Genomic DNA, 24,111 nt, shown 5'->3' with positions numbered 1-24,111 from the left:
TCATTTCTCCTCTGAGGGCTTAGTCTGTTTTACCCGAATCGATATTCCGGGCTCGCTCGATCAAGCGAGCGATAATGTCGTGTTTTAAGGCAGGCGGGGCGACGCCGACGTTGAAGTGCTCGGACATCATCATGCCTTCGAGTGCATAACGGATAATCATCGTCTCAACGGGGTCGCTCGTCTGTTGAAACTGAGCGAAGAACGTGTCGAGGTCGTGCTTCCATCGTTCCGCGTACTCTTGGTCGACCGCGAACAACGTCAAGAAAGCGATCATTTTCTCGGCGTCGATGTGGATCGGTGAACGCTCCGGATGGAGTTTTGTCTCGTCAAACAGGCGGACGAACGCTTCGACAGGACCGTTGCCGTCCGCTTGAAGCGACTCGTACAAATCGTTTTGTTCGGTTTGGAGCCGTTCGACGATGGCGGTCAGCAGCGCTTCTTTGGATGGATAATGATACAGGAGACCACCTTTCGAGACGCCAGCTGTCTTGGCGACTTCATCTAATGTAAGATGATGCACACCATGCTCCATGATGATATCCGTCGCGGCATCCAACAATTTTTGTTTCGTGATCATTGATCGGTTTGTCATGTCATGCCTCCTTTCTGTACCGACCAGACGGTTTGTTCTCTTTCACTATAGGGGGCTAGTCATTTTGAAGTCAAGAAATGATGATGTTAAAACTGTTAAGTTATGTACCTATAACTGAAGTAAACGATTTCAAAAAAAGGTTGACGTGAGAATGATTATCAGTGATGATATTAACTGAGAGTAATTATCATTACCAATAATAGATATGAATAAGTGGGGGATTATGAAATGAACAAAAAGTACATGGCACTCGGCCTTTCGGCTGCGCTCACGACATCACTTCTTGCGGCTTGCGCCAGCACAGAAGAAACGACGACTTCAAGCGACAACGAGACAGCAGAAGAGTCAAAAGTCGTCAACGTTTACTCGAGCCGTCACTATGATGTAGATAAAGAGCTTTACAAGCAGTTCGAAGAAGAGACAGGCGTGAAAGTTAATGTCGTTGAAGGGAAGAGCGATGAGTTGCTCGAGCGTTTGAACACAGAAGGCGACAATACAGAAGCCGATCTCTTCATCACAGCGGATGCAGGGAACTTGTATCAAGCGAAAGAAGCGGGACACCTGCAAGCGGTCGATAGCGACGTGCTTGAGTCGAACGTTCCGGAGAAATACCGTGACACGGACAACGAATGGTTCGGTCTCACGAAACGGGCGCGTGTCATCGTCTACGCGAAAGACCGCGTGAAACCAGAAGACTTGTCAACGTATGAAGCACTCACGGAAGAGCAGTGGAACGGCAAAGTACTCGTCCGTCCGTCTGAGAACATGTACAACATCTCGCTCCTCGCCTCATTCATTGAAGTGAACGGTGTCGACCAGGCAAAAGAGTGGGCGAAAGGCATGGTCAACAACTTTGCACGCGACCCACAAGGGAACGACCGTGACCAAGCGAAAGCAGTCGTGGCCGGTGAAGGTGATGTCGCCATTATGAACACCTACTACATGGGTCTCATGTTGAATTCGGAAGATGCGGAAGAGAAGAAAGTCGCTGAACAACTTGGCGTCTTCTTCCCGAACCAAGATACGACGGGGACACACGTGAACATCTCAGGAATCGCGATGACGAAAGCCTCGAAGAACTCGGAGAACGCGAAGAAGCTCATGGAGTTCATGTCTGATCCGTCGGCACAAGAGCAGTTCGCGAGCGTAAACTACGAGTATCCAGTAAATGAATCGGTTGAACCGAACGAACTCCTTAAATCATGGGGTGAGTTCAAAGAGCAGGACATCAACTTGTCTGTCCTCGGTGAAAACCAGCAAGAAGCCATCCGCGTCTTCAACGAAGCGGGCTGGAAATAAGAAGACTTCGGCTTGAACAGACGTTCAGGCCGAAGATTTTTGCGTTTCTCGACACGCTAGCGGTACAACGAGAGCGTTGAACCTGATATGATGGGACAGGAAGTGACTGAACGAGAGAAGAACGGGAGTTGTACGACATGAACTGGTACGCGCTGAAACGACAACTGAATGGATGGGCCATCCTCAGCTTTATCGCGCTCTTGTTCATCGTCCTGCCAGGCGTCGTCGTCTTGGTCGAACTATTCGCACCGGTCAATGACAACTGGCAACACATCCGCGAGTATTTGTTGCCGACTTACGTACGCAATACCCTGTTCATCATGCTTGCGACCGGCCTGCTGACGACGATTATCGGGACGAGCTTAGCTTGGTTCGTCACGGTATACGACTTCCCGTTCCGTAAGTTCTTCAAATGGGCGCTCATCTTACCGCTCGCCATCCCGCCTTATATCGGGGGATACACGTATCACGGGATTTTGAACTATACGGGCGTCATCCAGACGACGCTACGCAATGAGTTCGGCATCACCGTCGACCAGACGTATTTCAACATCATGACGATTCAAGGAACGGTGTTCATCTTCACGCTGTTCTTGTATCCATACATTTACACGATCACGCGGGCTTTCTTGCACAACCAATCGTCCTCGATGATTGAGAACGCCCGCATCCTCGGCCGCGGCTCATGGGATATCTTCTTCACCGTCGTCATCCCGATTTCGCGTGTCGCCATCATCGGCGGGGTCAGCCTCGTGTTGATGGAAGTATTGAACGACTATGGGGTCGTCAAATACTTCGGGATTCAAACGTTCAGTACGGCCATCTTCAGTACGTGGTTCGGGATGAAAGATACGTCCTCGGCGCTGAAACTCGCCGGGACGCTCATGATTCTCGTCATCGCCATCTTGACGATGGAACGGCTCGTCCGAGGTCGGAAGCAGTTCAGCTATGCGACGACGAAAGTGAAGCCGCTCAAACCGAGACAATTGAACGGGTGGCACCGCTACGCCGTATTCGGCTACGTGGCGACCATCTTCGCTATCGCGTTTCTCATCCCGTTCGTGCAGCTCGTCGCTTGGACGGTATTGACGTTCGAACAAGTGTTCACGGCCGAGTTTTTCCGCCTCGTCTGGAACACGGTGAGCGTGGCGTTCATCGCGACCGTAATCATTCTCGTGTTCGCGCTCATCATCGCGAACTACACGCGCCTGTTCCCGTCGAACATGACACGCGTCATCTCGAAAGTGACGACGCTCGGCTATTCGATTCCGGGAGCGGCCATCGCCATCGCCGTCATCACGTTGTTCTTGCTGCTTGACGAGTGGGTGCTGAACGTGGCGCTCGCGCTCGATTTGGGGCAGACGTTCGTGTTTAGGACGACGCTCATCATGCTCATTTTCGCCTACGTCATCCGCTTCCTCGCCATCGGCTATAACTCGATTGAGAGCGGATTTGAGAAAGTCGGGAAGTCGTTCACGGAAGCGTCGCGCATGCTCGGGTGGGGGACGGTACAGACGTTCTTCCGGGTCGATATCCCGATGATTAAAGGGGCGATCATGAGCGCGTTCATTCTCGTCTTTATCGATATTATGAAAGAATTGCCGCTGACGCTGTTTTTACAGCCATTCAATTTTTCGACGCTCGCCACGCAGGCGTTCAAATATGTCAGTGACGAGAAGATTCATGAGGCCGCGCTCGCCTCGATCGTCATCGTGCTCATGAGTGGACTGTTGATCTTTGTGTTCCATAAGGTGCTTGATAAGGAGGCCGACTAATGTTTGTTCAAATCAACGATTTACACTTCAGCTATAAAGGTGCGCAAGCTGAGACGATTAAAGGATTCTCCATCTCGATCACGAAAGGTGAAATCGTATCGCTTCTCGGCGACAGCGGTTCTGGGAAGAGTACGATTTTACGCCTCATCGCGGGGCTCGAGATGCCGAACCAAGGCGTCGTCGTCGTCAACGACTGTGTCTGTTGCGACGACTGCCAGTTCATGCCGCCTGAACAGCGTGGTGTCGGGATGGTGTTCCAAGACTATGCGCTCTTCCCGCATATGACTGTTGAGAAGAACATCCGTTTCGGTCTGCATAAATTGAGCCGGAAGGAGCGGAACGAGCGCGTCGAAGAGATGCTGGCGCTCGTGAACTTGTCCGAGTTCCGTCATCGCTATCCATACGAGCTCAGTGGTGGTCAGCAACAGCGTGTCGCGCTCGCGCGTGCGCTCGCACCGAAACCGTCGCTCCTCATCTTGGATGAGCCGTTCAGCAACTTGGACACGTCGCTCCAACATCGCATTCGGGACGATTTGCGCCGCCTCCTCAAACAGACGGGGACGACGACTATCTTCGTCACGCACGATGAAGAGGACGCGGAGGCGCTCGCCGACCGTATCGTCTATCTTGGCGAAGGCAAAATCAAAAAACAGGTCATGACGGAGAACAATAAGACGTTCAACCCGCAGATTCCGTGTTTCGTGTAAAACGTAAGAACCCGCAGACATAAATCGTCTGCGGGTTCTTTTGTGGTTATTTCGTCTCTTGAGAAGGACTCGACTCATTTCCGAGCTGGTCGATGGCAGTTACATAATACGCTGCCTGCTCGTTCGTGACCTCGATGCTCTTCCGGGCGTGCGACGCGATACTCTCAATACGAGTCGCTTTTCCGTCGACGACTTCATAGACGCGATAGCCGATGACGGTGTCGTCACGGACGGCGTGCCACGTCAATAAGTTCCCGCGGAGTTCGACGCTCGTCGGTGCATCAAGTTCGACTTCGGTATTGATCTTGGTATCGACAAGTTCGGTATAGACGACGAAACGCTCGTCGTAACCGCCGTCACCGAACGTACCGGAACACGTGATCAAGTTCAAATATCGACTCGACGTGGCCCCGAAAATATCTTCGATCGGTGCGTTTTTCGTATCGTAACTCTCTGTTTTTGTGACACGAAACGTCAACGTGTTGCCATTCTCATCAATAATTGTCACGTCATCGCCTGTCTTCAGTTGATCGAGCTCATAGAAGACGGCGGGGCCGGTCTTACTGTCCACATGTCCGGCGATGACGGCATTCCCTTTACTGCCTGGCTTGACGCCGGGCTCGAACCAACCGACTTGGTTCTCGTCTTTTGGGACGCCCATCTGGCCGTTGTCGAGTACGCCGACCTGTTCGATTGCGGTGTCGACCTTGATTTTAGGAATTTGAAGTTGGACGGGTGTCGCGACCTTGGCACTTTCCTCTTCCTCGGCTAATCGAAGCTTCTTCACCTCTTCCTGTAGAAGTGAGAATTCAGCCGATAAATCTGGGCTCTCCTCTATTTGTTTTTCTTCTACAGGTGGTGACGACGATTCTTGGGCGCTCGTCCACGTCCAGAAGCCAAAACAAAAGAGAGAGAGCGCCAGAAACAAATGGCGCTTGTTCATGGGGCTCCCTCCTTATTGAATTATTGTTCAGACACTTTACGGTTGCGAAGCGTTACGAAGGCGAGCAAGATTCCGCCAAGTACAGCAAGGCCAGCGTAGAGCGTGTTCATTGATGGTTCTTGTGCACCACCGAGACCTGTTTCAGGCATCTCTTCAGGCATTGTTGTTTCAGCGAACTTGTCAGGCATTTGTGTCACGATCGCGTTACCGAGTGTCTCACCAACACCGAACATGAACGCGTATCCTTCACGGAATGACATCCAAGCGGCATCCGCATCACCAGCTACATACTGATCGAACGTTTGAAGCACGAGGGCCTCATGTTGTTTGATGGCTTCTTGGCCAGCTTCTTGTGGCAAGTTACCTTCTGTCGCTGCATCGAGGAATGTGCTGAAATCGACAGCGAACTGGTCGAGCTTCATACGTGCTTCTTCAATTTTAGCTTCATCGCCTTCGAGTGTAGCGGCAACGATGTCACCTTGGGCTGTGATGTGGTTCCCGTTCCATACTTTTTCGAATTGGGCTGCACCTTCGTCACCGTAGACTGAACCGATGGCTGCTTTGAAATCGAGTGTGTTCTGATCTTCAGCCCAGCTCACGTAGTCAAAGTCTTCTGCTTGATCGTAGCCTTTTTGCATGCCGATTGCTGCGAGGGCGAAGTGCTCACCAGCAAGGCTGTTCAATGTTGAACGAAGCTCGACGGCCGGTGTGTCAGCAGCAGTTTCAAACTTGTCAGGCATCTGTGTGACGATTGCGCCTGAAAGGGCTTTACTGATGTCGAACATGAGCTTGTACCCTTCACGGTACGTCATATATGCCGACTCGTAATCACCTGCGACATAGTTGTCGAATACTGAGAGAACTTGGTCTTCGTGAAGCTCAAGTACGTCAGCTGCAGCGTCTTTTGGTAAGTTACCTTCTGTTGCTGCATCAAGGAATGTTGAGAACTCTTCTACGAATTCATCGACTTCAGCTTCTGCGTCAGCGCGAAGCTCTTTGTCTTCTGATTTAGCCGCTTCAACGAAGTCAGCTGAGTAGTCGTTATGACCAGCGAAGATTTCTTCGAACTGCGCTGCGCCTTCATCTCCGTAAATTGAAGCGATGGCCGGTGTCATGTCGAGTGCGTTTTGATCGAGTGCCTTCATCGCGACTTCAGCGTCTGGTGCTCCATCATAAGCTTTCATCATCGATGTGACGGCTAAGACGTAATGCTCAGAAAGTAATTGATCGAGCGTGGCTCGTAAGTCACCTGCTGGTGTGCTAGCTGTCGGCGCGTGATCCGCTGCCTGTGCATTCAATGGTACGAGTAAGCCGAGTGCAAGTGCCGGTGCTACAATCTTGTTCATTGTTTTCTTCTTCATGGGTAATCGCTCCTTTTTTTGAGTGGTTGTCGTTGTTTACACCCATCTAACGGAGCGGTTCAAAAAATGGATCACTCTTTTTTTATTTTTTTTCGTTTTTTTGTTGAAGTGTGCGATAGACCCCTGGTGCGACGCCATATTTTCGTTTAAAGATACGATGAAAATATGGATAGGAGCGGAATCCGGACAGCTCGGCGATCCGTTCGAGAGAGTGTTGGGTATACTGCATCTGTTCTTCGGCGAGCTGGAGTCGAATCGATTGAGCATAGGCGACAATCGTCATACCGGTCACTTCTTTGAATAAGTGGACGGTCCGCGATACACTGAGCCCGACCGCGTCGGCGACGTCCGCCACTTTGAAGTCGCTTGTAACGTTTCCTTCTATATAACGCATCATGCGTGACACGACAGGTGGTCGCACGTTTGCTTGCACTTCTTGGACGGAACGGTCGAGCATGAGGAGCAAGGCTTCAATCAGTGTTTCAATCAAATCCGGACTTTGTTCAGTCGTCGGGCGTCGCGCCTCTTCGGTGATATGCTGCCAGAGTGACAACAAGCGAGGGTCGATCGAGATGGACGTGATGCGGGAACGGTCGATCGCCGCCCACCATGCATCGAGTGTCGGACCATCACAGAAGAGATGATAGTCCCCGCTTGCCGGAGTGTCGACATGCAGTTCGTACTCGTCACCAGGTTTGACGAGCAACAAATCGCCAGGTCGTGCCGTATGCGTCTTCCCATTGACGACGATGCGCGCCGTGCCCTCCGTCTGCAAACGAATCAAATACGTCTCCAATCGATTCGGGAAAGGAAAAGTGTAGGTCGTTGTATGATACGAATAGCCACAAAAGCCGATTTCCATCAAATCATCCTTTCTTAATAGCAAAATCGTGCATATTCTCATCATATCATGGATAGAAATCAAGGCGACGAGCGGGTACGATGAAATCGACAGAACGTATGAGGAGGATGAAACATGAAACAATGGTGGAAAGAAGCGGTCGTCTATCAAATTTACCCGCGCAGCTTTAATGACTCGAACGGTGACGGGATTGGGGACATCCCTGGAATCACCGAGAAGATGTCGTATTTGGCGGAACTCGGAATCGATGTCATCTGGCTATCGCCGGTGTACGATTCACCGAACGACGACAACGGATACGATATCCGCGATTACCGTGCCATCATGGATGAGTTCGGAACGATGGACGATTTCGATGCGATGCTCGAAGAAGCGCATCGTCACGGCATCAAAATTATGATGGACCTCGTCGTCAACCACTCGTCGGACGAGCACCAATGGTTCATGGAGTCGCGCTCCTCAAAAGACAGCCCGTATCGGGACTATTACATTTGGAAAAAAGGCGAGAACGGTCAGCCGCCGACGAACTGGGGCGCTTTCTTCGGAGGGAGTGCGTGGCAATACGATGAGGCGAGCGACGAATACTACTTGCATCTGTTCAGCAAAAAGCAACCAGACTTGAATTGGGAGTCAGAGACGTTGCGCCGTGAAGTATACGATTTGATGACGTACTGGCTCGATAAAGGGGTCGACGGTTTCCGGATGGACGTTATCAACATGATCTCGAAAGATCCGAGCTATCCAGACGGCGAGACGCGTGGGACAGGTTATGGGGACGGCACACCGTTCTTTTTCAACGGGCCGCGCATCCATGAGTTCATGCAGGAGATGAATCGTGAGGTCTTGTCGAAATACGATACGATCACGGTCGGTGAGATGCCGGGCGTCAGCGTCGATGAGGCGAAGCTTTATACGGGAACAGACCGTGACGAGTTGAACATGGTGTTCCATTTCGAACACGTCGACGTCGGCAACGGCAGTTTCGGCAAATGGAACCCGACGGACTGGAAGTTGACGGACTTGAAGACAATCTTCTCGCGTTGGCAGGAAGGTCTTGAGGAAGATGGCTGGAACAGTCTCTATTGGAGCAACCATGATCAACCGCGAGCCATCTCGCGGTTCGGGAACGACTCGGACGAATACCGTGTCGTCTCCGGTAAGATGCTGGCGACGCTCCTGCACATGTTGAAAGGGACGCCTTACATCTATCAAGGTGAAGAGTTCGGGATGACGAACGTGGCGTTCGACTCGATTGATGAGTACCGCGATATCGAGACGCTCAACGCGTATCGGGATTACACGACGAACGGACTGTTGACGCATGATGAGATTTTCCGCGGCATTCACGCACGTGGGCGCGACAACTCACGGACGCCGGTCCAGTGGTCGGCCGAGGCGCAAGGCGGATTCACGTCCGGCACGCCTTGGATCGGGGTCAATCCGAACTATGTGACCGTGAACGCGGAAGCGGCACGACGCGATCCGGACTCGCTCTTCCATTACTATCGCCAATTGATTCAGCTCCGTAAACAACATCCGATTGTCGTTTACGGGAAGTATGAGTTGTTGCTGCCGAACGATGAAGCGGTATACGCCTTTACACGTACGTTCGAAGGCGAGACGTGGCTCGTGCTCTGTAACTTCTCGGACGAGACGGTGACGCGTGAGCTCCCATTCGACGTGAAAGAGCGGGTGATTGGGAACATGGAACCAATAGAGCCGTTCACGCTTCGTCCGTACGAAGCGCAAGTGTATAAAGTGTGACGAACAAAACTCGCCTCCATGGCGAGTTTTGTTGTGTTGTTAGTAAAGATGACCCGTTTCGGGAATAGGGATAGTAGAGTCTGACCGAAAGGGGGAAACACGATGAATACGTTAATTGCTTATTCGACCCGCTACGGGACGAGTGAGAAAGTCGCCCATCTGTTGGCCGAGCGGCTAACAGGGAACGTGCACATTCAAAACGTGGTCGAACAGCCAGACGTTGATTGGGCGACAATCGATCATGTGATTGTCGGCAGCTCAATCCGGATGGGGAAAATCCAAGATGAGATGACGGCATGGCTTCATATTCATGAAGCTAAATTGTTGAAGCGTCCGCTTGGACTTTATCTATGTGCTGGGACGCCGACCGCGGCCGAACGGCAACGGGAGCTCGAGGACGCGTATCGGGAAGTGTTGCGCGTGCACGCTTATTTCGTCGAAGTCGTCGGCAACGGCTATGATTTCGAGCGGATGGGCTTTCTCGACAAAGCCATCGTCCGCATGATGGCAAAACAGACGGTGAGTTCGTTCAATTTAGACGAGACGATGCTCGATGAACTCGTCGAGGCGGCTCAAACATCGTTGCGTACGCGACCTGAGAATCCGTAAGCAAACAAGTCGTGAGCCTCGATTGGACTACTCGTGGAGATGAGCACATCTCCACTTTTTTGTTCGCCTTCGATTCGCTGGAGTGTAATATTCGTCAACTGGCCACCAATTTTCAATGCGACCGGGGCCGAGTTGCGACAGATAACGTCCTCAATCGTGACGTGGTCGGTCCGGTTATCGCCGCCGAACAGTTCAATGTCGGCCCGACTCGATGCAAATCCGCTCGTCGCAATCCGTTTCAAGCGTACGTTGCGAGATTTATACTGGACGGCGAGGGCTGGATTGGCGCGGTAGTCGTAATCCGGATTGCCGATGGCCGTGAATCCATGAATGAACACGTCCTGATACGCCGACACGACGAGACTGCGTGCCGAAGATTTCGTATACAGCTTCGAGCGGACCGGTTCCATCGACACGAGATTCGTGCCCGACAGGAAGCGGGCCGTCTTCGACTGCGGGTCATCTGCCAAGTGATGGCTGATATGACGGAAATTGAATGACCGATTGTCGTGATACGAAAAATGTCCGAATATATGAACGTCATGGGCGGCCGATGACGTCCCGTGCGCTTTCACTTCGACGCCCCCGAAACAACCTTCACTCATATTATTGACGAGCGTGACGTGGCGCGACCCATCATCAATCTCAATCCCGTTCGAGTTCGAGAAGCCATGGGCGTGGGTGCGTCCGTGTGGATGATGGCAGTAACAGTTCGTGATATAGAGGGCATCGCTATGATGGGTCGTAATGCCGTCATCTCCGTAATTCGTTGCTTCACAATGGTCGAGCCACACGTACCGGCTCCCTTTTTTGGCGCGAAGCCCGTCCCCTAAGTAATGATAATGAGGAGATGTGATATCGAAGGCATGCAGTCCCGCGTTTTTCGCCGTGACATGGTGAATCCAACCGAATTTGACGTGTGTGAACGTCAACGCGCTTGAAGCGGTATCGCCACTCGAGGTCCGGTCGACGTCACCGAGGCGCTCCACGTTCCAGTCGAGCGTCAAATGTGCGACTTCGATATGGTGGTTTCCGGCGAATGGAGTTGCATTTCGAAGCAACCGTCGATGTTTCGGAGCTCGGTCCGAGAGCTTGATGATCGTTTCCTGCTGACCGGCGCCTTCGAGCACACAGTTCGACGGGATGCGGATGCCGCGGACGACATACACGCCGGCCGGCACGTGGACGTGGCGGTTCGACCGGAGGGCGAGCCGGAAAGCGAGCGTGCAATCGGTCAAACCATCCCCGACGGCCCCGTAGTCGGTGACGTCGACATGTTGGCGTGTCGCTTGTCTCAAGTTCAAGTGCTCGGCGTCGAGCCGACGCATCCATACCGGGCGGACGATTCCATCGATCGTCTCGAGCGGCAAGGAACTTGTCACTGGGACGATGCGTTCGGTCATCGGCAGGTGGGAGAGATAGGTTTTCGCTTGATCGGGATAATTGGCTTGTCGTGTCGCCTCATGCCAATCAAGTGTTTCTTTCAATAGATCACCGAGCGCCCAGTTCGAGTGGTGGGCGATGGTGGCAGCGATATTCGAGCGATCAATGTATGCGGTCATATGGTTCATCCTCCTAGCGTTCACTACAATTGGATGTACCCGTTTTAAAAGTATTTTTAGCAAACCGAAGTATTTAGTAGACAGAAGCATTTATCCGTGGTATATTCTATATGTGCTTAATTAAGAATAGCTGGAAACATAATTCACAAAACGCTTTGGATTATTTTTCGTTTAAGATAATCCTAGAGGTTTGTGATTTTTTATTGGTCAGTTTTTTCTAGTAAGGCACTACTAGAACGCACAGCGTTTATTTCAGGAGGGTTCATTATGAACACAGGTAAAGTAAAATGGTTTAACTCAGAAAAAGGTTACGGCTTCATCGAAATGGAAGGCGGAGACGACGTATTCGTACACTTCTCAGCAATCCAAGGCGACGGCTTCAAGACACTTGAAGAAGGCCAAGCAGTAACTTTCGAAATCACTGACGGAGCTCGTGGACCACAAGCTTCTAACGTTGAAAAAATCTAATCTTCCTTTCTAAGGAATTTTATAACCTGCTCGCTTCGGCGAGCAGGTTTTTTGTTGTCCGCGTGTTTAATCACTTGTCCCAGGGGAATGAATATACGAGTGACTACCACAAGGAGGTTTTTCAGAATGGATGCAATGCAAACGGCAAGACAGATTTTAGATCATAGTAACGTGGGCACGATGGCGACGGTCTATAAAGGAAAGCCGCACAGCCGTTATATGACTTTTTTCCATGATGAGCTGACACTCTACACGGCAACATCGAAAGACACGGATAAAGTCGATGAACTGAAGAACAATCCGTATACGCATATTCTGATTGGCTATGACGGCGATGGCGTCGGGGATACGTATCTTGAGATTTTGGGGGAGACGACGGTATCCGATGACGAATCAATGAAAGAAAAAGTATGGAACGAGAAACTCGAAGGCTGGTTCGACGGTCCGGATGATCCGAAACTCGTCATCTTAAAAATCTCGCCGCAATCGATGCGTGTGATGAATAAAAAAGGGCAGCCGCCCCAAGAAGTAAATCTGTAATTCAAACAAAGACGTCCCGAGTGGGCGTCTTTTGTAATTGACCAATTTCCAAAAAGTGACTGACCTGTGACACACATATGAACGAAACGTGAACTGTTATCCTAACCTATGTGAAAAGATGAACATGGATGGTATATTGTGAATGTAATCACATATAAGACATCATTCACTCATCTAAGGAGGAATTATCATGTTCACAAAATTTTGGCAGAACCACAACGTCGCCACCGGTATTTTGACAGTCCTTCGTGTCTGGCTCGGCTATCACTGGCTCACAGCAGGTTGGGGCAAGATCACAGGCGGATTCGGTTCAGAAGGTTTCCTCAATAACGCACTGACCCTCGCAACAGGCGATCACCCAGCTGTAGCCGGTTGGTGGGCAGCATTCCTTGAAAACTTCGCCATCCCGAACGCTGCCTTGTTCGATGTGTTGATTCCATACGGTGAATTCCTAGTGGGTCTTGGACTCTTGGTTGGTGCCCTCACACGTAGCGCAGCCTTCTTCGGTCTCGTGATGAACATGGCGTTCTTGCTCTCAGGTACGGTCAGCACGAATCCAACGATGTTGATTGTCTCAGTCCTCATTCTTGTCGCAGGCTATAATGCTGGGAAACTTGGTGTCGATGGATTGTTCCTACGCAAATTCGTGGAAACAAAAGTCATGCATCGTTCACCAAATCGTCAAATAGCGTAACGACTTTATGACGTTCTCCTGTGACAAACATCACCTCTTTCGGCTACGATGGACGTAGCATCGATTGAAAAGGAGAACGAATATGAACGCGACACGTTTTAAATGGCTTGGATACACAGAGGGGATGTCTTTCTTACTCTTGTTGCTCTTCGCGATGCCGCTCAAGTACTTGGCGGGCATGCCGCTTGCCGTCAGCATCGTCGGCGCGGCCCACGGTTTCTTTTTCGTCGCTTATGTGGCGGCAGCCGTCTATATGGCATGGCGTTTCAACTGGGGCTTCAAAGTGTTGGTCCTCGCGGTTATGGCATCCGTTATCCCGTTCGGACCGTTCTTGTTAGAGAAACGAGTCCTACCATCTACAGAAAAGACATCGAATTGAGGTTCGATGTCTTTTTTGCGTTCATGCACTCTCTGCTTGCGCTGACACAGCGGCTTTTTCGGCAGTGATGTCGTGACGGATCCGATACATCGCGAACAACGTGATGGTGAGCAGGCAGAGCATGCAAATCGTATAGAGTGAAGCGACCGGCATCCATTCGCTTAATAGGCCAAACACGATGAAGCCGAACGGTGTGATGCCCATCGCGAGGGATTCGAGGACACCAATCACGCGACCGAGATAACTCGGTTCCGTGTTCGTCTGTAAATAGAGCTGGATGGGGATATTGACACGGATGATGAAGAACCCGCTTAATAAGGCGAAACCAGCGAAGAAGACGATAGCTGGTGTGACTGAGAAGTCGAAATAGAGCGGGACGGCCGGTCCGATAAAGAGGCAACTCATAATGATCAGCGCGGTTCGGGTCGTGGCTAGCCGATGTTTGATTTGAAAGACCGGCAATGCATGGGCGAGCGAGGCGACTAAAAATCCGACGGCGAACATGCTTTCTAAAAATCCGAATTGAAGCGGGCTGACGCCGATTTCTTGTAGGGCGGCAATCGGGAACAGCACTTCGGTGGCAACAAAAAAGAAATTGAGCAAGGCGGCCAAGAGGGTCAACGTCCAAAGTACGCGCTGGCGTTTCAAGTAGCGGAAGCCAGACCGGACCTCGGACCAAGTCGATTGCTCGCTGGGGACATGGTCGTACGCTTTAAAGTGGAGACGAGAGGCGACAAGAGCGGCGATCATAAATAAGAGAGACGAGCTGAAGAGAAACGCTGATACCGGAAGTAACGTGAACAGTGCCCCGGCGAGCAGCGGCGTGCCGATGCTTGAGATGGAGATGGTACTTTGAATGAGGGAATTGGCGCGTTGGAGTCCGTCTTCGTCGAACAAGAATGGAATCGAACTCGATAATGTGACGGATAAGAAAGTCGAGACGACAGAGAGCAGACATGTGATAATCAAGAAAGCAGGAACGCCGAACGTCCAGACGAGACTCGCGATGCCGGCAGCTAAAAATAATAAGGCGTTCACGGACTCCATCGTAATGATCACGCGCTTGCGATCCAGTTTGTCGGCAAACGCCCCAGCAAACGGAGATAATAAGACACGTGGCACTGTGCCGGCAAGCAAGACGAGTGCGAACTGTAGTCCCGAACCGGACGTCGTCAGAACCGTCAGTCCCGCGACGAACGTGAAGAGACTGGATGCAAACAACGACATGAATTTTCCGAGCAATAATACATACAAGTTTGATGAAGTGGTCGTCATATCGATTCTCCTTTACAGTTAAGTTCAATCTGATTTAACTTTATAGTAAACGATGACACTCGATCTGTATACAATAAGTTCAATTAAATTTAACTTTTAAGAGGTGCTCTATGATTGGACAACGGATTAAAGCGTTACGCAAAGAAAAAAAACTGACGCAAAGCCAGCTCGCTGAAGGCATCATCACGAAATCGATGCTCAGTATGATTGAGAACGGCAAAGCAGAGACGTCGATGCGCAGCCTTCGTGAAATCGCGAAACGACTCGACGTGTCGGTACAGTCATTGCTCGTCGATCCTCGCGAGGAGGACTTACAGAAAATCGTCGAGGAGATTGAATATACGCAAGGAGGTCTCCACTCATGGGAAGACGAGGCCGTTCAGAAGGCGCTCCTCCCTTACGTGGACGTTGAGATGAACTCGGTATGGCAAGGGAAGGCGTACACGTTACTCGCGGACAGTGTATTTTATAGTGGGAATCAACAACAACTGTTGGAGTGGTATGATCGGGCAATCGCGGTGTTTGAGCGGCTCGAGGAGAAAGAAGAACTGATTATGGCCCGCATCAGCCAAGCGTTTTATCTGCTCATGTGGAATCGATTTGATGAAGCGATTGAGCGTATCGATACGATTGAGTTGATTGATTCGAGAAGGATGAAGACGAAGACGCGCGTCGAATTCAGCATGTTGATGGTGTTCCGTAATATGTTGTATGACGATGATTTACCAGGCGCGATTCGTCGTCTCGAAGATACGCTTGATTACATGAAACGAACGAAAATGTACTATCGGGTCGACGATGTATATCGAACGATTGCCATTTGTGCCCTTTATTTAAAAGATGAAGCAACGATTGTCGATGCGCTACAAAAAGCGAAACAATACACGAGCTTCACGGACGACGTGACGATGAAAATACGCCTGGCGATGACAGAAGCGCTCTATGCGATTGAATATCGGAAGACGGATCTTCTACAGCAACAGATTGCTGTCATGGATCAGTTGCTAGAAGGAAATACAGAATTCATCGCAGCGTTCGAGATGAGTAAAGGCGTCTATTTCGCGTTGACTGGTGAGATAGAGGCAGCCCGGAAATCGTTTTTGAAACTGTTGGAGCATCATGATCAATGGGCGAAGCATGGGTTTGTCGATCAAGCCATTTACTTCGAAGGGCTGTTAATTGGAACGAGTCACGGGTGTGGGGATGAATGGGTACCGTTGATTGAACGAGAAGTGGGCTTGTTCCCAGAAGGTCGTTTCCGCAGCCATCTGATGTCGCTCATTAAAAAAATCAAGGGCTGATTTCTCAGCCCTTGAACGTTTGAATAAGTGTCCCTTTGCCGTCCTCGACTTGAATCGAGGCGTGGGCACCGTTGATAAGTGTCATTTGCGGCGGGACGTGCCCGCAGTCGATATCGTAAATGACAGGCACGTCGAGCAATTCCTGCAGTTCCGTATACACGTCCTCTGCGGTGTAGCCTTGGACGGGCTGTTGAGCCGCACTGCGCCCGAACAAAATGCCAGACGTATAATCAAACCAACCGGCCCACTTCATTTGAAGCAGGGTCCGTTTGAGTGCCGTAACATCGAGCTCGGCGTTCTCGAAATACCAAAGAATCGGCTCCCCGTCCAAATGGGTCTGTTGGAACGTGGCGACATCTCCATACGGTGTGCCGATGGTATGTAACAAGACATCGATACAGCCGCCAAGCAGTCGTCCGGTCGCCTCTGTCCCGTCGAGTGATTTCCACTCCGTCGGTTCGGTCAAATGATAGACGTGCGGGCTTGGGTTCTCATGCTGCCATTCTTTTTGGAACTGTTCCGAGGCGAGCTGGATGACCGTCTCGCCTTCTTTTGCTGATACGACATCGAGCCAACGCGAGCTCGTCGCGTCCCATTCTTCGCCGCGTAGGTCGACAAGGTTCGTCCCGTGGGCCGAAGCGATACCGGTCTTGAGCGTATACACGAATAGGAATAAGCTGACGTCCGAATAGCCAAGCATCCATTTCGGTGGGAGCGCGTCCCAGTCAATCGCGTCTAGCAACTCAATCAAGAGGACGCCGCCCCATGGCGGGATAATCAAATCGATTGCATCATTGTGGAACAACCGGGTCAATTCATCGGCCCGGACTTCTGCTGGTGCCGATTTTGCTTTGTCTTGCGTCCAAACCGATGGCTCGAATTGAAGCGTGAACCCATGGCGGGTGAATGTCGCCTCGGCCTCATGGAGCAGTCCATGTAATTCAGCGGGAACGCCAGACGAAGGGGCCGTCACACCGAAGTGATGTCCGGTCAATTGTGGATAACGAATCATGTGAGCCTCCTGTGGATAAGTGATAGATGGGAATGCGGAAACGGGTTATCCACATGTGGACAATTATTTTTGACGCATACGTTCTGCGTGTTGGATGCCCCAAGCGTTCATTGTCTCGAGCACCGGAATCAACGTCTTCCCATACTCGCTCAAGCGATAGTCCACACGAGGCGGAACTTCGGGATAGATGGTGCGGATGATGATGTCTTGCTCCTCTAAATCGCGAAGCTGTGCCGTCAAAATCTTTTGACTGATATTTGGGAGCGAGCGTTTCAACTCGCTGAACCTTAACGTGTCCCCATTAATGAGCGCGAGTAAAATCGACGGTTTCCATTTCCCCGTGATCAGCTCGAGCGCGGTATCGACTTCGCAACTTGAAATCAATGGCATCAGTCTCACTCCTCTCTACAGTATCCTTGAGGTAACTATACCACCTTTTTGTGCCGTCTTCTGTCGATGCTACTTATCGGATATACTGAGAAAGAGGTGATCAAGGATGAACTTAACAAACATTAAACTCGGCGCCGTCACATTGCGCGTCAACGATTTAGAAATGATGAAAACATATTATGAGCGCGTCATCGGAATGGATGTACTCGAGACGTCAGAACATCGCGTCACACTCGGAACGAACGAAATGGCGCTCGTCGTCTTACATGAAGTGAGCGGCGTGCGTCCAAATCCACGAACAGCTGGCTTGTTCCATATGGCGATCCTATTGCCAAACCGCGTCGAACTCGGACGGATCCTTCGTCATTTGATTGAACAACGGATTGAAGTCGGACAAGGAGATCATTTGGTCAGTGAGGCGTTCTATTTGAGCGACCCGGAAGGTAACGGCATCGAGCTCTACGCCGATCGTCCCCGCGAGCAGTGGGAATATGAAGCGAACGGTCATGTGAAGATGTCGACGGACCCAGTTGAATATGAATCGATGCTTGAGGCGGCGGCCGACCGTCCGTTCACGGGTCTTCCGAACGGGACGACGATGGGGCATGTCCACTTCAAAGTACGTTCCCTAGAAGCGGCAAAATCATTCTATCAAAATCGTCTCGGTTTCAAGGTGACGACCGATTCGTATCCGGGCGCCTTATTTTTAGCGGCCGACGGGTATCATCACCACATTGGCGCGAACGTCTGGGCCCGACCAAGCCAGCCGATGGGACAAGAGGCCGGTCTGGAGGCGTGGACGCTCTTGGTCGATACGGCCACGAATCGCGAACTCGGCGGGATGACATCGGAATGGTCGCTCACCGATGACGACGGCATCACGGTCAATATAAAAAGCGTGGACTAATGTCCGCGCTTTTTTAGCGTGCTGAAATTTTCTTTTGACTTGAATCAAACGAGAGGCGAATGCCGCGCTTTTGATACGCTTGTTCGACACGTTTTGAATTGATACTGAGCTCAAGATGAGCGAGTTTCAAGTGTTCAAGTTCTGGCACCGTGACATCGAGACGGACGAGCTCCATGTTGCGCTCGGCCTTTTTACGTGTGCGTCTCAAGTTACGGGGCACTTCTTCTGACGTCAGTGCCGCGATCGTTTCATTGATCAATTGTCGTTTGTCGCCTTTGACGCTGAGCGCCGTATAGAGCTTATCGAGCGAACCGAAGCGTTTGATTAACTGGACCGATTGACTTTCATCTAATCCGGCCACAGGTGGAATCCCGTCTGAACGGTCTCCTGTCAACGCTTTGACTGCTGAGAGCTGTTTTGGCTTCAATCCCTCGTACAATGCCGCAATCTCCTCAGGGCGAATCTCGAGATGTCGCTTGAGCGGGAGCGGGCGATTGTCTTTGATGTCGCAACGAGCCTGCATTTGTTGCAGCTCTTGCGTTTGAAGCCAGACGGTGATGCGTGGGCTCACGAGCTGAAGCAAGTCCTTGTCTTTCGTCATAATGACGACAGGGGCGCTACAGCTAAACTTCCGAGCGATATGAGCAATCAAATCTTCACCTTCATAGCCTTCGACTTGATATTGCGGAATGCCGCTCTCTTCAAGCAATTGGCGCATGAGTTCCATTTGTGCTTTCAACTCGGGTGGTGTCTGGCGGCGACGGCGTTTATAGCCTGGATAGAGCTCGCGGCGCCATAATGTTTCACGTGAGACGTCCCACACGACGACGAAATGAGTCGGACGATGTCTGCGTAGAATCGTCCGGATGAGGCCGGTCATACCGATGACGGCACTCCGATCGTTTTTAGATACCTCGCGTCCTTTTTTCGTTCGGCTCGCGGCGGCACCATAGTAGGCACTGGCCAGCATGGAGTTTCCGTCAATTAAAAATAGTTTACGTTCCATGCGTAACCTTCTTTCTGTAGTTGTTGGACCGAACATTGATGAACTGTTCGGTGATGTTGTGTCAATGAGTGACACGCACTCAAATTAGCAACATATGTGCAGTATATCACGACAAGACATGAAAATATAGCGACAGTTCGACCGCTCCACGAAAAGCCCTCCCCGAAAAATCGGGGAGGGCGGTCCATTGAGTCAGTCGAGTTCAGGTTGAATCTCGTCTTTATGGGCTAAAATCAAATCGACGAAAACGACGCGGTGATTGTCGATTTCACGGACGATCAGTTCATGTTCGCCCGGTAAGACGAACCGTTCACCGGTGCGGGCATTCGCTTTTTGCGATAAGACGAATCCGCCGATTGTATCGACGTCATCCTCGATTTCGATGCCGAACCGTTCTTCAATCTCTTGCGTCAAGACGAGACCGGACAAGCGGTAATGACCGGGTGTGACTTCGGTGATTTCAGCCTGTTCGTCACGGTCGAACTCGTCACGAATCTCTCCGACGATTTCCTCGAGGATGTCCTCGATCGTGAGAAGACCGGCCGTACCGCCGTACTCATCGATGACGAGACACATCATCGTCCGCGCGTTCTGCATTTTCACCATCGCTTCTTGGAGCGGTGTGAATTCCGTCACGAGCGGAAGCTGATGAATGAACGTCTCGAACGGGGCATCGCTTTTGACGAGTTGAGCGGTGAATAATTGTTTGGCGTTGATGAAGCCAAGCACGTCATCGCGGTCGCCATCACGCGTGACCGGATAACGGGTGTATTGATGTTCTTGGACGGTAGCGATAATCGTCTCAATCGAGTCTTCTTCGTCGATGGTCACCATGTTCATTCGTGGGACCATCGCGTCCTTGGCGATCCGTTCGTCGAAGGAGAAGATGTTTTGAACGTAGGCGAGCTCATTCTCGTTGATTTCTCCGCTGCGGAAGCTCTCGGTCATGATGATCTTAAGTTCTTCTTCCGAGTGCGCCGTCTCTTGTGCGGTCGTCTGCACGCCGAACAAGCGCAACGTCAACCGGGCCGTCCCGTTCAACACATGGATAAACGGATACAGTAATTTCGTGAAGAAATAGAGCGGTCGGGCGACGAGTAACGTCAAGCGTTCGGCTTCATGCACAGCAAGCGTTTTCGGGACGAGTTCCCCGATGACGACGTGTAAGAAGGCAATCAGCAAGAAGGCAATCAAGAAAGATAGGATGGTCGCGAGCGACGATGAGACGTTCAAGCGGTCGACGAGCGGTTGAATCATCCCTTCGATTTGGTCCGCGCCAATCCAGCCTAGCCCGAGGGCAGCGAGTGTGATGCCGAACTGTGAGGCCGATAGCGAGTCATCGAGATTCTCAATCACTTTCTTGGCGACAGCGGCCCGTCGGTTTCCTTCGAGCACGAGTTGGTCGAGTCGGGCCCCACGCACTTTGACGATGGAGAATTCGGCCGCCACGAAAAAGGCGGTCATAAAAATGAGCAAGGCGACGATCAATAAGCTGAGTAACATGGGACTGTCCAAAAATTCCCCCAAAAATCGGGGAGTCACCTCCATTAACGTTAAGTCGTATGTCGTTCAGGAGAATCCCTGAAAACGAATAGTTTGTTTCAGTATAGTAGATTTACCAAAAATATTCAAAAAACAGGCGGAAAGGTTTCGACAAGAGGGGAATGAGGGAACTACAAATCGAGAAGAGATGAAGGAGGAATTGATATGGCTAACTATCCAGAACTAAAGGGAAAAGTCGCAGTCATCACCGGGAGTTCGAAAGGACTCGGGCGCGCCATCGCGGAACGATATGCGAAGGAAGGGGTTCATGTCGTCTTGAATTATCGTAGCAGCGAGGACGAGATGAACAAAGTCATTGAAGGCATCGAGGCTGCTGGCGGGAAAGCGGTCGCAGTCAAAGGGGACGTCGCCGAAGAGGGTCTCGCCGAGAAGATGATTGAAACGGCCGTATCGGAGTTCGGGAAGATGGACATTTTCGTCAACAATGCCGGCGTACAGGTCGAGGCGAAGACGCACGAGATGGAGCTCGATAACTGGAAGAAAATCATCGACACGAATTTGACGGGAACGTTCCTCGGTGTACGTGCCGCCCTCAAATACTTCGTCGACCATGAGATTAAAGGAAACATCATCAATATGTCATCGGTGCACGAAGTGATTCCACGTCCAGGCTATACGCATTATGCGGCGAGTAAAGGTGGCGTGAAGATGTTCACGAAATCGGTCGCCCTCGAGTACGCACCGAACAAAATTCGTGTCAATGGCATCGCACCAGGCGCCATCGACACACCAATCAATGAAGAGACGATGCAAGACCCTGAAGAGAAGAAAGGGCTCGAGGCACTCATCCCGACTCATGAGATTGGTCGTCCGGAACAGATTGCGGCCGTTGCGGCATGGCTTGCTTCAGACGAGTCATCATACGTCACCGGCGCGACGATTTTCGCGGACGGAGGCTTGTCGCTCTATCCATCATTCGGTCCTGAAAATAAAGTGCAATGATAAAAGGGAGGCTCCGCGTCAAGCGGCGTCTCCCTTTGTCTATTAACTGCTTAGTTGATCTTCCGCCGCGTATTTCGGCAAGATGATGGTGAATGTCGAGCCGTGGCCGACGCTCGAATCGACGCGAATCGTTCCGCCGTGTCCTTCGGCAATTTCTTTACAGATGGCGAGGCCAAGGCCCGTGCCACCGATTTTACGACTGGCCGAGTTGTCGACGCGATAAAACTTGTCGAACAGTTTCGGTAGCGCCGACGTCGGAATGCCGATGCCGGTGTCCTGAATCGAAATCTCGATGACATCGGACTTGTCATTCGTGACACAGACGGCGACTTTTCCACCTTCTGGTGAATATTTGATCGCGTTGTGGAGCAAGTTCGTGAACAGTTGACTCAAGCGATCTCGATCACCGTATACATATAGATTCGTATCACATTCGAGGTCGAGCTGATGATGTTCACTCGCACCTTGATGGATGGCGATCGTTTCTTTTAAAATCGTATGCAAGCTCTCGGGTCGGCTATGGTACGTCTGTTTTCCGGACTCCATCCGTTGCACATCGAGCAGGTTGGAAATCAAGTCTTCGAGACGGAGCGTCTCTTGGTGAATCATCCCTAAATATTGATCGATGCGCTCCGCGGGCATCGTCCGATAGCGAAGCAACTCGGTGAAACCGATGATGCTCGTGAGCGGTGTGCGCAGTTCGTGCGACACGGTCGACACGAGTTCCGTTTTCAAACGGTCGACCTCGGTCTCTTGTGTCACGTCCCGGAAGACGAGCATCGTGCCGTGACGGGTGCCGCGCAAGTGGATTTTCTCCGCATACATCTGAATGAAGCGTTCTTCTTGATTCATCGAGAACGTCACACTTTCTTCCATGCTCTCGCCATCAAACGCGCGGCGCATGAATGAGAAGAACGAGTCTTTCTGATCGACTTGGAAACCAAGTTCTTCTAAATCGGCATCCAAACGATACAAGTCCATCTCGTTCCGTTTCGTGGCGGCTTGATTGAACATGATGAAGAGGGCCTGGTTGGCGAACTTCTCATGTGTCGTATGCTCGACATAAATGACCGCATCACGAATCGAGTGCAGGAGGCGCGCCGTCTTCTCGCGTTCTTCCTCGACTTGGTTGCGTTGTGTCGCGAGCGAAGAGGCCATTTGACGGAATGAGTTCGTCAATTGTCCGACCTCGTTTCGTGAAGATACGGCCGCTGGAATCGGAATGATGCGTTCATCCGCCAATCGTTCACTGTTGACGATCAACTCTTGAAGTTGACCGGTTAATCGTTTCACGTAAGGACGAGCAACGATAAAGAGGACGAGCAACACGGCGAGGAGGGAGAGGAGCCAGAGCACTTGCGCCCACTTTGTATGAGTGGCGAGTTGTTCTCGCAACTGATTCTCTTCTTCATTCAACGAGTTGCGGTATTCGGTGAACACCGTCTCCATATCGACGATGCTCGCACTCATGTCAGCTGCACTTTTTGAGTTGATTTTAAATTTGCGGTCGGCAGGCGGTTCCGCTTGCGGTGTCACTTTACCGAGCGTCGGCATTTTCAAAAACGGTTCTGTGACCGTCCCTTCGCGTTTGGCGATGACATATCGCTCTAGACTCGGCATGACGCGTTGTTGATAGGCCGAGAATAGCGTCCGTGCGTCGCTTGCATACGTCTTCTCTTTTTCAGTGACCGCGTTCGTCTCGAACCATGCAGTCTGAATCTCAATTAAGTCTTGTTTTTCTTTCACGCGGGCGAGCATCGCATCGTCGCCGAGGATGACATACCCGCGCATTTCATATTGCATCGACTGCCACGTCTCGAATAGTTCAGTCGCGTTCGTGCGACGTTCACTAATGTTCTCGAGCGATGACGTCGTTTGTTCGATTCGGTTTTCCGTATACATGTACACGGCGAGTGAGGTAAGGAGGATCAGTCCGATGAATAAATAGAAGACGAATAAAAACTGTCTTCCGATCCGCTGGTCAATCCATGCTTTCATAAAGACCGTTCCTTCCTGGAACTGCGTACGTTCCTACTGTGACAAATATCCTGCGAGTGTCGTTCCTTCATTGTACAGATTTGAACCAGTTGTTTCCACCAATCAAGAAATAAGCGGAAATTTAACTATTATTTATTGAATAATAGTGAATGATAAGCTATT

General features: G+C 51.1%; 23 protein-coding genes. 12 read left to right on the top strand and 11 right to left on the bottom strand.

What is annotated here, in order from left to right; genetic code table 11:
• Positions 1-19: 19 nt before the first annotated feature.
• Positions 20-592, bottom strand: coding sequence for a TetR/AcrR family transcriptional regulator (locus KNP80_RS08355; RefSeq protein ID WP_214718539.1), 573 nt, complete (start codon positions 590-592; stop codon positions 20-22).
• 228 nt (positions 593-820) lie between these two features.
• On the opposite strand from KNP80_RS08355, the gene KNP80_RS08350 reads away from it, so the two are divergent.
• From KNP80_RS08350 to KNP80_RS08340, 3 genes are all read left to right on the top strand, one after another.
• Positions 821-1,891, top strand: coding sequence for a Fe(3+) ABC transporter substrate-binding protein (locus tag KNP80_RS08350; protein ID WP_214830489.1), 1,071 nt, complete (start codon positions 821-823; stop codon positions 1,889-1,891).
• 137 nt (positions 1,892-2,028) lie between these two features.
• Positions 2,029-3,666, top strand: a complete 1,638-nt coding sequence (locus tag KNP80_RS08345) for an ABC transporter permease (RefSeq protein WP_214830488.1) — start codon at positions 2,029-2,031, stop codon at positions 3,664-3,666.
• Positions 3,666-4,373, top strand: a complete 708-nt coding sequence (locus KNP80_RS08340) for an ABC transporter ATP-binding protein (RefSeq protein ID WP_214718533.1) — start codon at positions 3,666-3,668, stop codon at positions 4,371-4,373. Before KNP80_RS08345 ends, KNP80_RS08340 begins: the two co-directional genes overlap by 1 nt.
• 46 nt (positions 4,374-4,419) lie before the next feature.
• Here the strand turns inward: KNP80_RS08340 and KNP80_RS08335 are convergent, their stop codons facing one another.
• The 3 genes from KNP80_RS08335 to KNP80_RS08325 all read right to left on the bottom strand — a co-directional run bounded on the left by KNP80_RS08335 (position 4,420) and on the right by KNP80_RS08325 (position 7,539).
• Positions 4,420-5,316: a class F sortase gene (locus KNP80_RS08335; protein WP_214834477.1), complete on the bottom strand. Its 897-nt coding sequence runs from the start codon at positions 5,314-5,316 to the stop codon at positions 4,420-4,422.
• A 20-nt stretch (positions 5,317-5,336) separates the two neighbouring features.
• Positions 5,337-6,662, bottom strand: a complete 1,326-nt coding sequence (locus KNP80_RS08330) for a globin family protein (protein ID WP_251132361.1) — start codon at positions 6,660-6,662, stop codon at positions 5,337-5,339.
• Positions 6,663-6,759: 97 nt separating this feature from the next.
• Positions 6,760-7,539, bottom strand: a complete 780-nt coding sequence (locus tag KNP80_RS08325; protein WP_214834472.1) for a helix-turn-helix domain-containing protein — start codon at positions 7,537-7,539, stop codon at positions 6,760-6,762.
• A 114-nt stretch (positions 7,540-7,653) separates the two neighbouring features.
• Between KNP80_RS08325 and KNP80_RS08320 the strand changes: the two genes are divergently transcribed.
• Together KNP80_RS08320 and KNP80_RS08315 are read left to right on the top strand one after the other, a co-directional pair.
• Positions 7,654-9,303 (top strand): glycoside hydrolase family 13 protein, encoded by a 1,650-nt coding sequence (locus KNP80_RS08320; protein WP_214834470.1) that lies wholly within the window; start codon positions 7,654-7,656, stop codon positions 9,301-9,303.
• Positions 9,304-9,405: 102 nt separating this feature from the next.
• A complete protein-coding gene (locus KNP80_RS08315; protein ID WP_214832930.1) occupies positions 9,406-9,912 on the top strand; it encodes a flavodoxin domain-containing protein in 507 nt (168 codons plus the stop codon).
• Here KNP80_RS08315 and KNP80_RS08310 read toward each other — a convergent pair.
• A complete protein-coding gene (locus tag KNP80_RS08310) occupies positions 9,876-11,474 on the bottom strand; it encodes a glycoside hydrolase family 55 protein (protein ID WP_214718522.1) in 1,599 nt (532 codons plus the stop codon). The genes KNP80_RS08315 and KNP80_RS08310 overlap by 37 nt on opposite strands.
• A gap of 267 nt (positions 11,475-11,741) precedes the next feature.
• Between KNP80_RS08310 and KNP80_RS08305 the strand changes: the two genes are divergently transcribed.
• The 4 genes from KNP80_RS08305 (at position 11,742) to KNP80_RS08290 (ending at position 13,555) form a co-directional block, all read left to right on the top strand.
• Positions 11,742-11,942: a cold-shock protein gene (locus KNP80_RS08305; RefSeq protein ID WP_016507985.1), complete on the top strand. Its 201-nt coding sequence runs from the start codon at positions 11,742-11,744 to the stop codon at positions 11,940-11,942.
• Positions 11,943-12,068: 126 nt separating this feature from the next.
• Complete coding sequence (locus KNP80_RS08300) at positions 12,069-12,482, top strand: pyridoxamine 5'-phosphate oxidase family protein (protein ID WP_021068055.1); 414 nt, start codon at positions 12,069-12,071, stop codon at positions 12,480-12,482.
• A 190-nt stretch (positions 12,483-12,672) separates the two neighbouring features.
• Positions 12,673-13,176: a DoxX family protein gene (locus KNP80_RS08295; protein WP_021068056.1), complete on the top strand. Its 504-nt coding sequence runs from the start codon at positions 12,673-12,675 to the stop codon at positions 13,174-13,176.
• Positions 13,177-13,258: 82 nt separating this feature from the next.
• Positions 13,259-13,555 carry a DUF3817 domain-containing protein gene (locus tag KNP80_RS08290; protein WP_214834468.1) on the top strand — a complete coding sequence of 99 codons (297 nt, stop codon included), beginning with the start codon at positions 13,259-13,261 and terminating at the stop codon, positions 13,553-13,555.
• A gap of 21 nt (positions 13,556-13,576) precedes the next feature.
• Here the strand turns inward: KNP80_RS08290 and KNP80_RS08285 are convergent, their stop codons facing one another.
• Positions 13,577-14,830 carry an MFS transporter gene (locus tag KNP80_RS08285; RefSeq protein WP_214715122.1) on the bottom strand — a complete coding sequence of 418 codons (1,254 nt, stop codon included), beginning with the start codon at positions 14,828-14,830 and terminating at the stop codon, positions 13,577-13,579.
• 110 nt (positions 14,831-14,940) lie between these two features.
• Here KNP80_RS08285 and KNP80_RS08280 point away from each other — a divergent pair, with 110 nt between their 5' ends.
• Positions 14,941-16,131, top strand: a complete 1,191-nt coding sequence (locus tag KNP80_RS08280) for a helix-turn-helix domain-containing protein (RefSeq protein ID WP_214718518.1) — start codon at positions 14,941-14,943, stop codon at positions 16,129-16,131.
• A gap of 4 nt (positions 16,132-16,135) precedes the next feature.
• Here the strand turns inward: KNP80_RS08280 and KNP80_RS08275 are convergent, their stop codons facing one another.
• Positions 16,136-17,143 carry a S66 family peptidase gene (locus KNP80_RS08275; RefSeq protein ID WP_214718517.1) on the bottom strand — a complete coding sequence of 336 codons (1,008 nt, stop codon included), beginning with the start codon at positions 17,141-17,143 and terminating at the stop codon, positions 16,136-16,138.
• A gap of 63 nt (positions 17,144-17,206) precedes the next feature.
• Positions 17,207-17,533 carry a winged helix-turn-helix transcriptional regulator gene (locus KNP80_RS08270; RefSeq protein ID WP_214834466.1) on the bottom strand — a complete coding sequence of 109 codons (327 nt, stop codon included), beginning with the start codon at positions 17,531-17,533 and terminating at the stop codon, positions 17,207-17,209.
• Positions 17,534-17,639: 106 nt separating this feature from the next.
• On the opposite strand from KNP80_RS08270, the gene KNP80_RS08265 reads away from it, so the two are divergent.
• Positions 17,640-18,440, top strand: a complete 801-nt coding sequence (locus KNP80_RS08265) for a VOC family protein (RefSeq protein WP_214832924.1) — start codon at positions 17,640-17,642, stop codon at positions 18,438-18,440.
• 13 nt (positions 18,441-18,453) lie between these two features.
• On the opposite strand, the gene KNP80_RS08260 is transcribed toward KNP80_RS08265, so the two are convergent.
• On the bottom strand, positions 18,454-19,446 hold the full coding sequence (locus KNP80_RS08260; protein WP_021068063.1) for a 5'-3' exonuclease: 993 nt from the start codon (positions 19,444-19,446) through the stop codon (positions 18,454-18,456).
• 192 nt (positions 19,447-19,638) lie between these two features.
• Positions 19,639-20,961, bottom strand: a complete 1,323-nt coding sequence (locus KNP80_RS08255) for a hemolysin family protein (RefSeq protein WP_035385700.1) — start codon at positions 20,959-20,961, stop codon at positions 19,639-19,641.
• Between the two features lie 192 nt (positions 20,962-21,153).
• Here KNP80_RS08255 and KNP80_RS08250 point away from each other — a divergent pair, with 192 nt between their 5' ends.
• Positions 21,154-21,951 carry a glucose 1-dehydrogenase gene (locus KNP80_RS08250; RefSeq protein WP_214834464.1) on the top strand — a complete coding sequence of 266 codons (798 nt, stop codon included), beginning with the start codon at positions 21,154-21,156 and terminating at the stop codon, positions 21,949-21,951.
• 42 nt (positions 21,952-21,993) lie between these two features.
• On the opposite strand, the gene KNP80_RS08245 is transcribed toward KNP80_RS08250, so the two are convergent.
• A complete protein-coding gene (locus tag KNP80_RS08245; RefSeq protein WP_214715110.1) occupies positions 21,994-23,949 on the bottom strand; it encodes a HAMP domain-containing sensor histidine kinase in 1,956 nt (651 codons plus the stop codon).
• Between the last annotated feature and the right edge of the window lie 162 nt (positions 23,950-24,111).

Origin of the sequence: Exiguobacterium sp. E4787, assembly GCF_018618375.1 — a bacterium.
In the GTDB taxonomy this organism is placed as follows: domain Bacteria; phylum Bacillota; class Bacilli; order Exiguobacteriales; family Exiguobacteriaceae; genus Exiguobacterium; species Exiguobacterium chiriqhucha.
The sequence above is the reverse complement of the archived record's forward strand: the minus strand, read 5'-3'. Positions and strand labels throughout refer to the sequence as shown.

Coding starts and splice junctions, on each gene's coding strand:
- KNP80_RS08300 (WP_021068055.1), top strand. CDS start 12,069: ATGGATGCAATGCAAACGGCAAGACAGATTTTAGATCATAGTAACGTG.
- KNP80_RS08280 (WP_214718518.1), top strand. CDS start 14,941: ATGATTGGACAACGGATTAAAGCGTTACGCAAAGAAAAAAAACTGACG.
- KNP80_RS08335 (WP_214834477.1), bottom strand. CDS start 5,316: ATGAACAAGCGCCATTTGTTTCTGGCGCTCTCTCTCTTTTGTTTTGGC.
- KNP80_RS08265 (WP_214832924.1), top strand. CDS start 17,640: ATGAACTTAACAAACATTAAACTCGGCGCCGTCACATTGCGCGTCAAC.
- KNP80_RS08250 (WP_214834464.1), top strand. CDS start 21,154: ATGGCTAACTATCCAGAACTAAAGGGAAAAGTCGCAGTCATCACCGGG.
- KNP80_RS08340 (WP_214718533.1), top strand. CDS start 3,666: ATGTTTGTTCAAATCAACGATTTACACTTCAGCTATAAAGGTGCGCAA.
- KNP80_RS08275 (WP_214718517.1), bottom strand. CDS start 17,143: ATGATTCGTTATCCACAATTGACCGGACATCACTTCGGTGTGACGGCC.
- KNP80_RS08320 (WP_214834470.1), top strand. CDS start 7,654: ATGAAACAATGGTGGAAAGAAGCGGTCGTCTATCAAATTTACCCGCGC.
- KNP80_RS08290 (WP_214834468.1), top strand. CDS start 13,259: ATGAACGCGACACGTTTTAAATGGCTTGGATACACAGAGGGGATGTCT.
- KNP80_RS08260 (WP_021068063.1), bottom strand. CDS start 19,446: ATGGAACGTAAACTATTTTTAATTGACGGAAACTCCATGCTGGCCAGT.
- KNP80_RS08350 (WP_214830489.1), top strand. CDS start 821: ATGAACAAAAAGTACATGGCACTCGGCCTTTCGGCTGCGCTCACGACA.
- KNP80_RS08330 (WP_251132361.1), bottom strand. CDS start 6,662: ATGAACAAGATTGTAGCACCGGCACTTGCACTCGGCTTACTCGTACCA.
- KNP80_RS08355 (WP_214718539.1), bottom strand. CDS start 592: ATGACAAACCGATCAATGATCACGAAACAAAAATTGTTGGATGCCGCG.
- KNP80_RS08310 (WP_214718522.1), bottom strand. CDS start 11,474: ATGACCGCATACATTGATCGCTCGAATATCGCTGCCACCATCGCCCAC.
- KNP80_RS08285 (WP_214715122.1), bottom strand. CDS start 14,830: ATGACGACCACTTCATCAAACTTGTATGTATTATTGCTCGGAAAATTC.
- KNP80_RS08315 (WP_214832930.1), top strand. CDS start 9,406: ATGAATACGTTAATTGCTTATTCGACCCGCTACGGGACGAGTGAGAAA.
- KNP80_RS08245 (WP_214715110.1), bottom strand. CDS start 23,949: ATGAAAGCATGGATTGACCAGCGGATCGGAAGACAGTTTTTATTCGTC.
- KNP80_RS08270 (WP_214834466.1), bottom strand. CDS start 17,533: ATGCCATTGATTTCAAGTTGCGAAGTCGATACCGCGCTCGAGCTGATC.
- KNP80_RS08345 (WP_214830488.1), top strand. CDS start 2,029: ATGAACTGGTACGCGCTGAAACGACAACTGAATGGATGGGCCATCCTC.
- KNP80_RS08325 (WP_214834472.1), bottom strand. CDS start 7,539: ATGGAAATCGGCTTTTGTGGCTATTCGTATCATACAACGACCTACACT.
- KNP80_RS08305 (WP_016507985.1), top strand. CDS start 11,742: ATGAACACAGGTAAAGTAAAATGGTTTAACTCAGAAAAAGGTTACGGC.
- KNP80_RS08295 (WP_021068056.1), top strand. CDS start 12,673: ATGTTCACAAAATTTTGGCAGAACCACAACGTCGCCACCGGTATTTTG.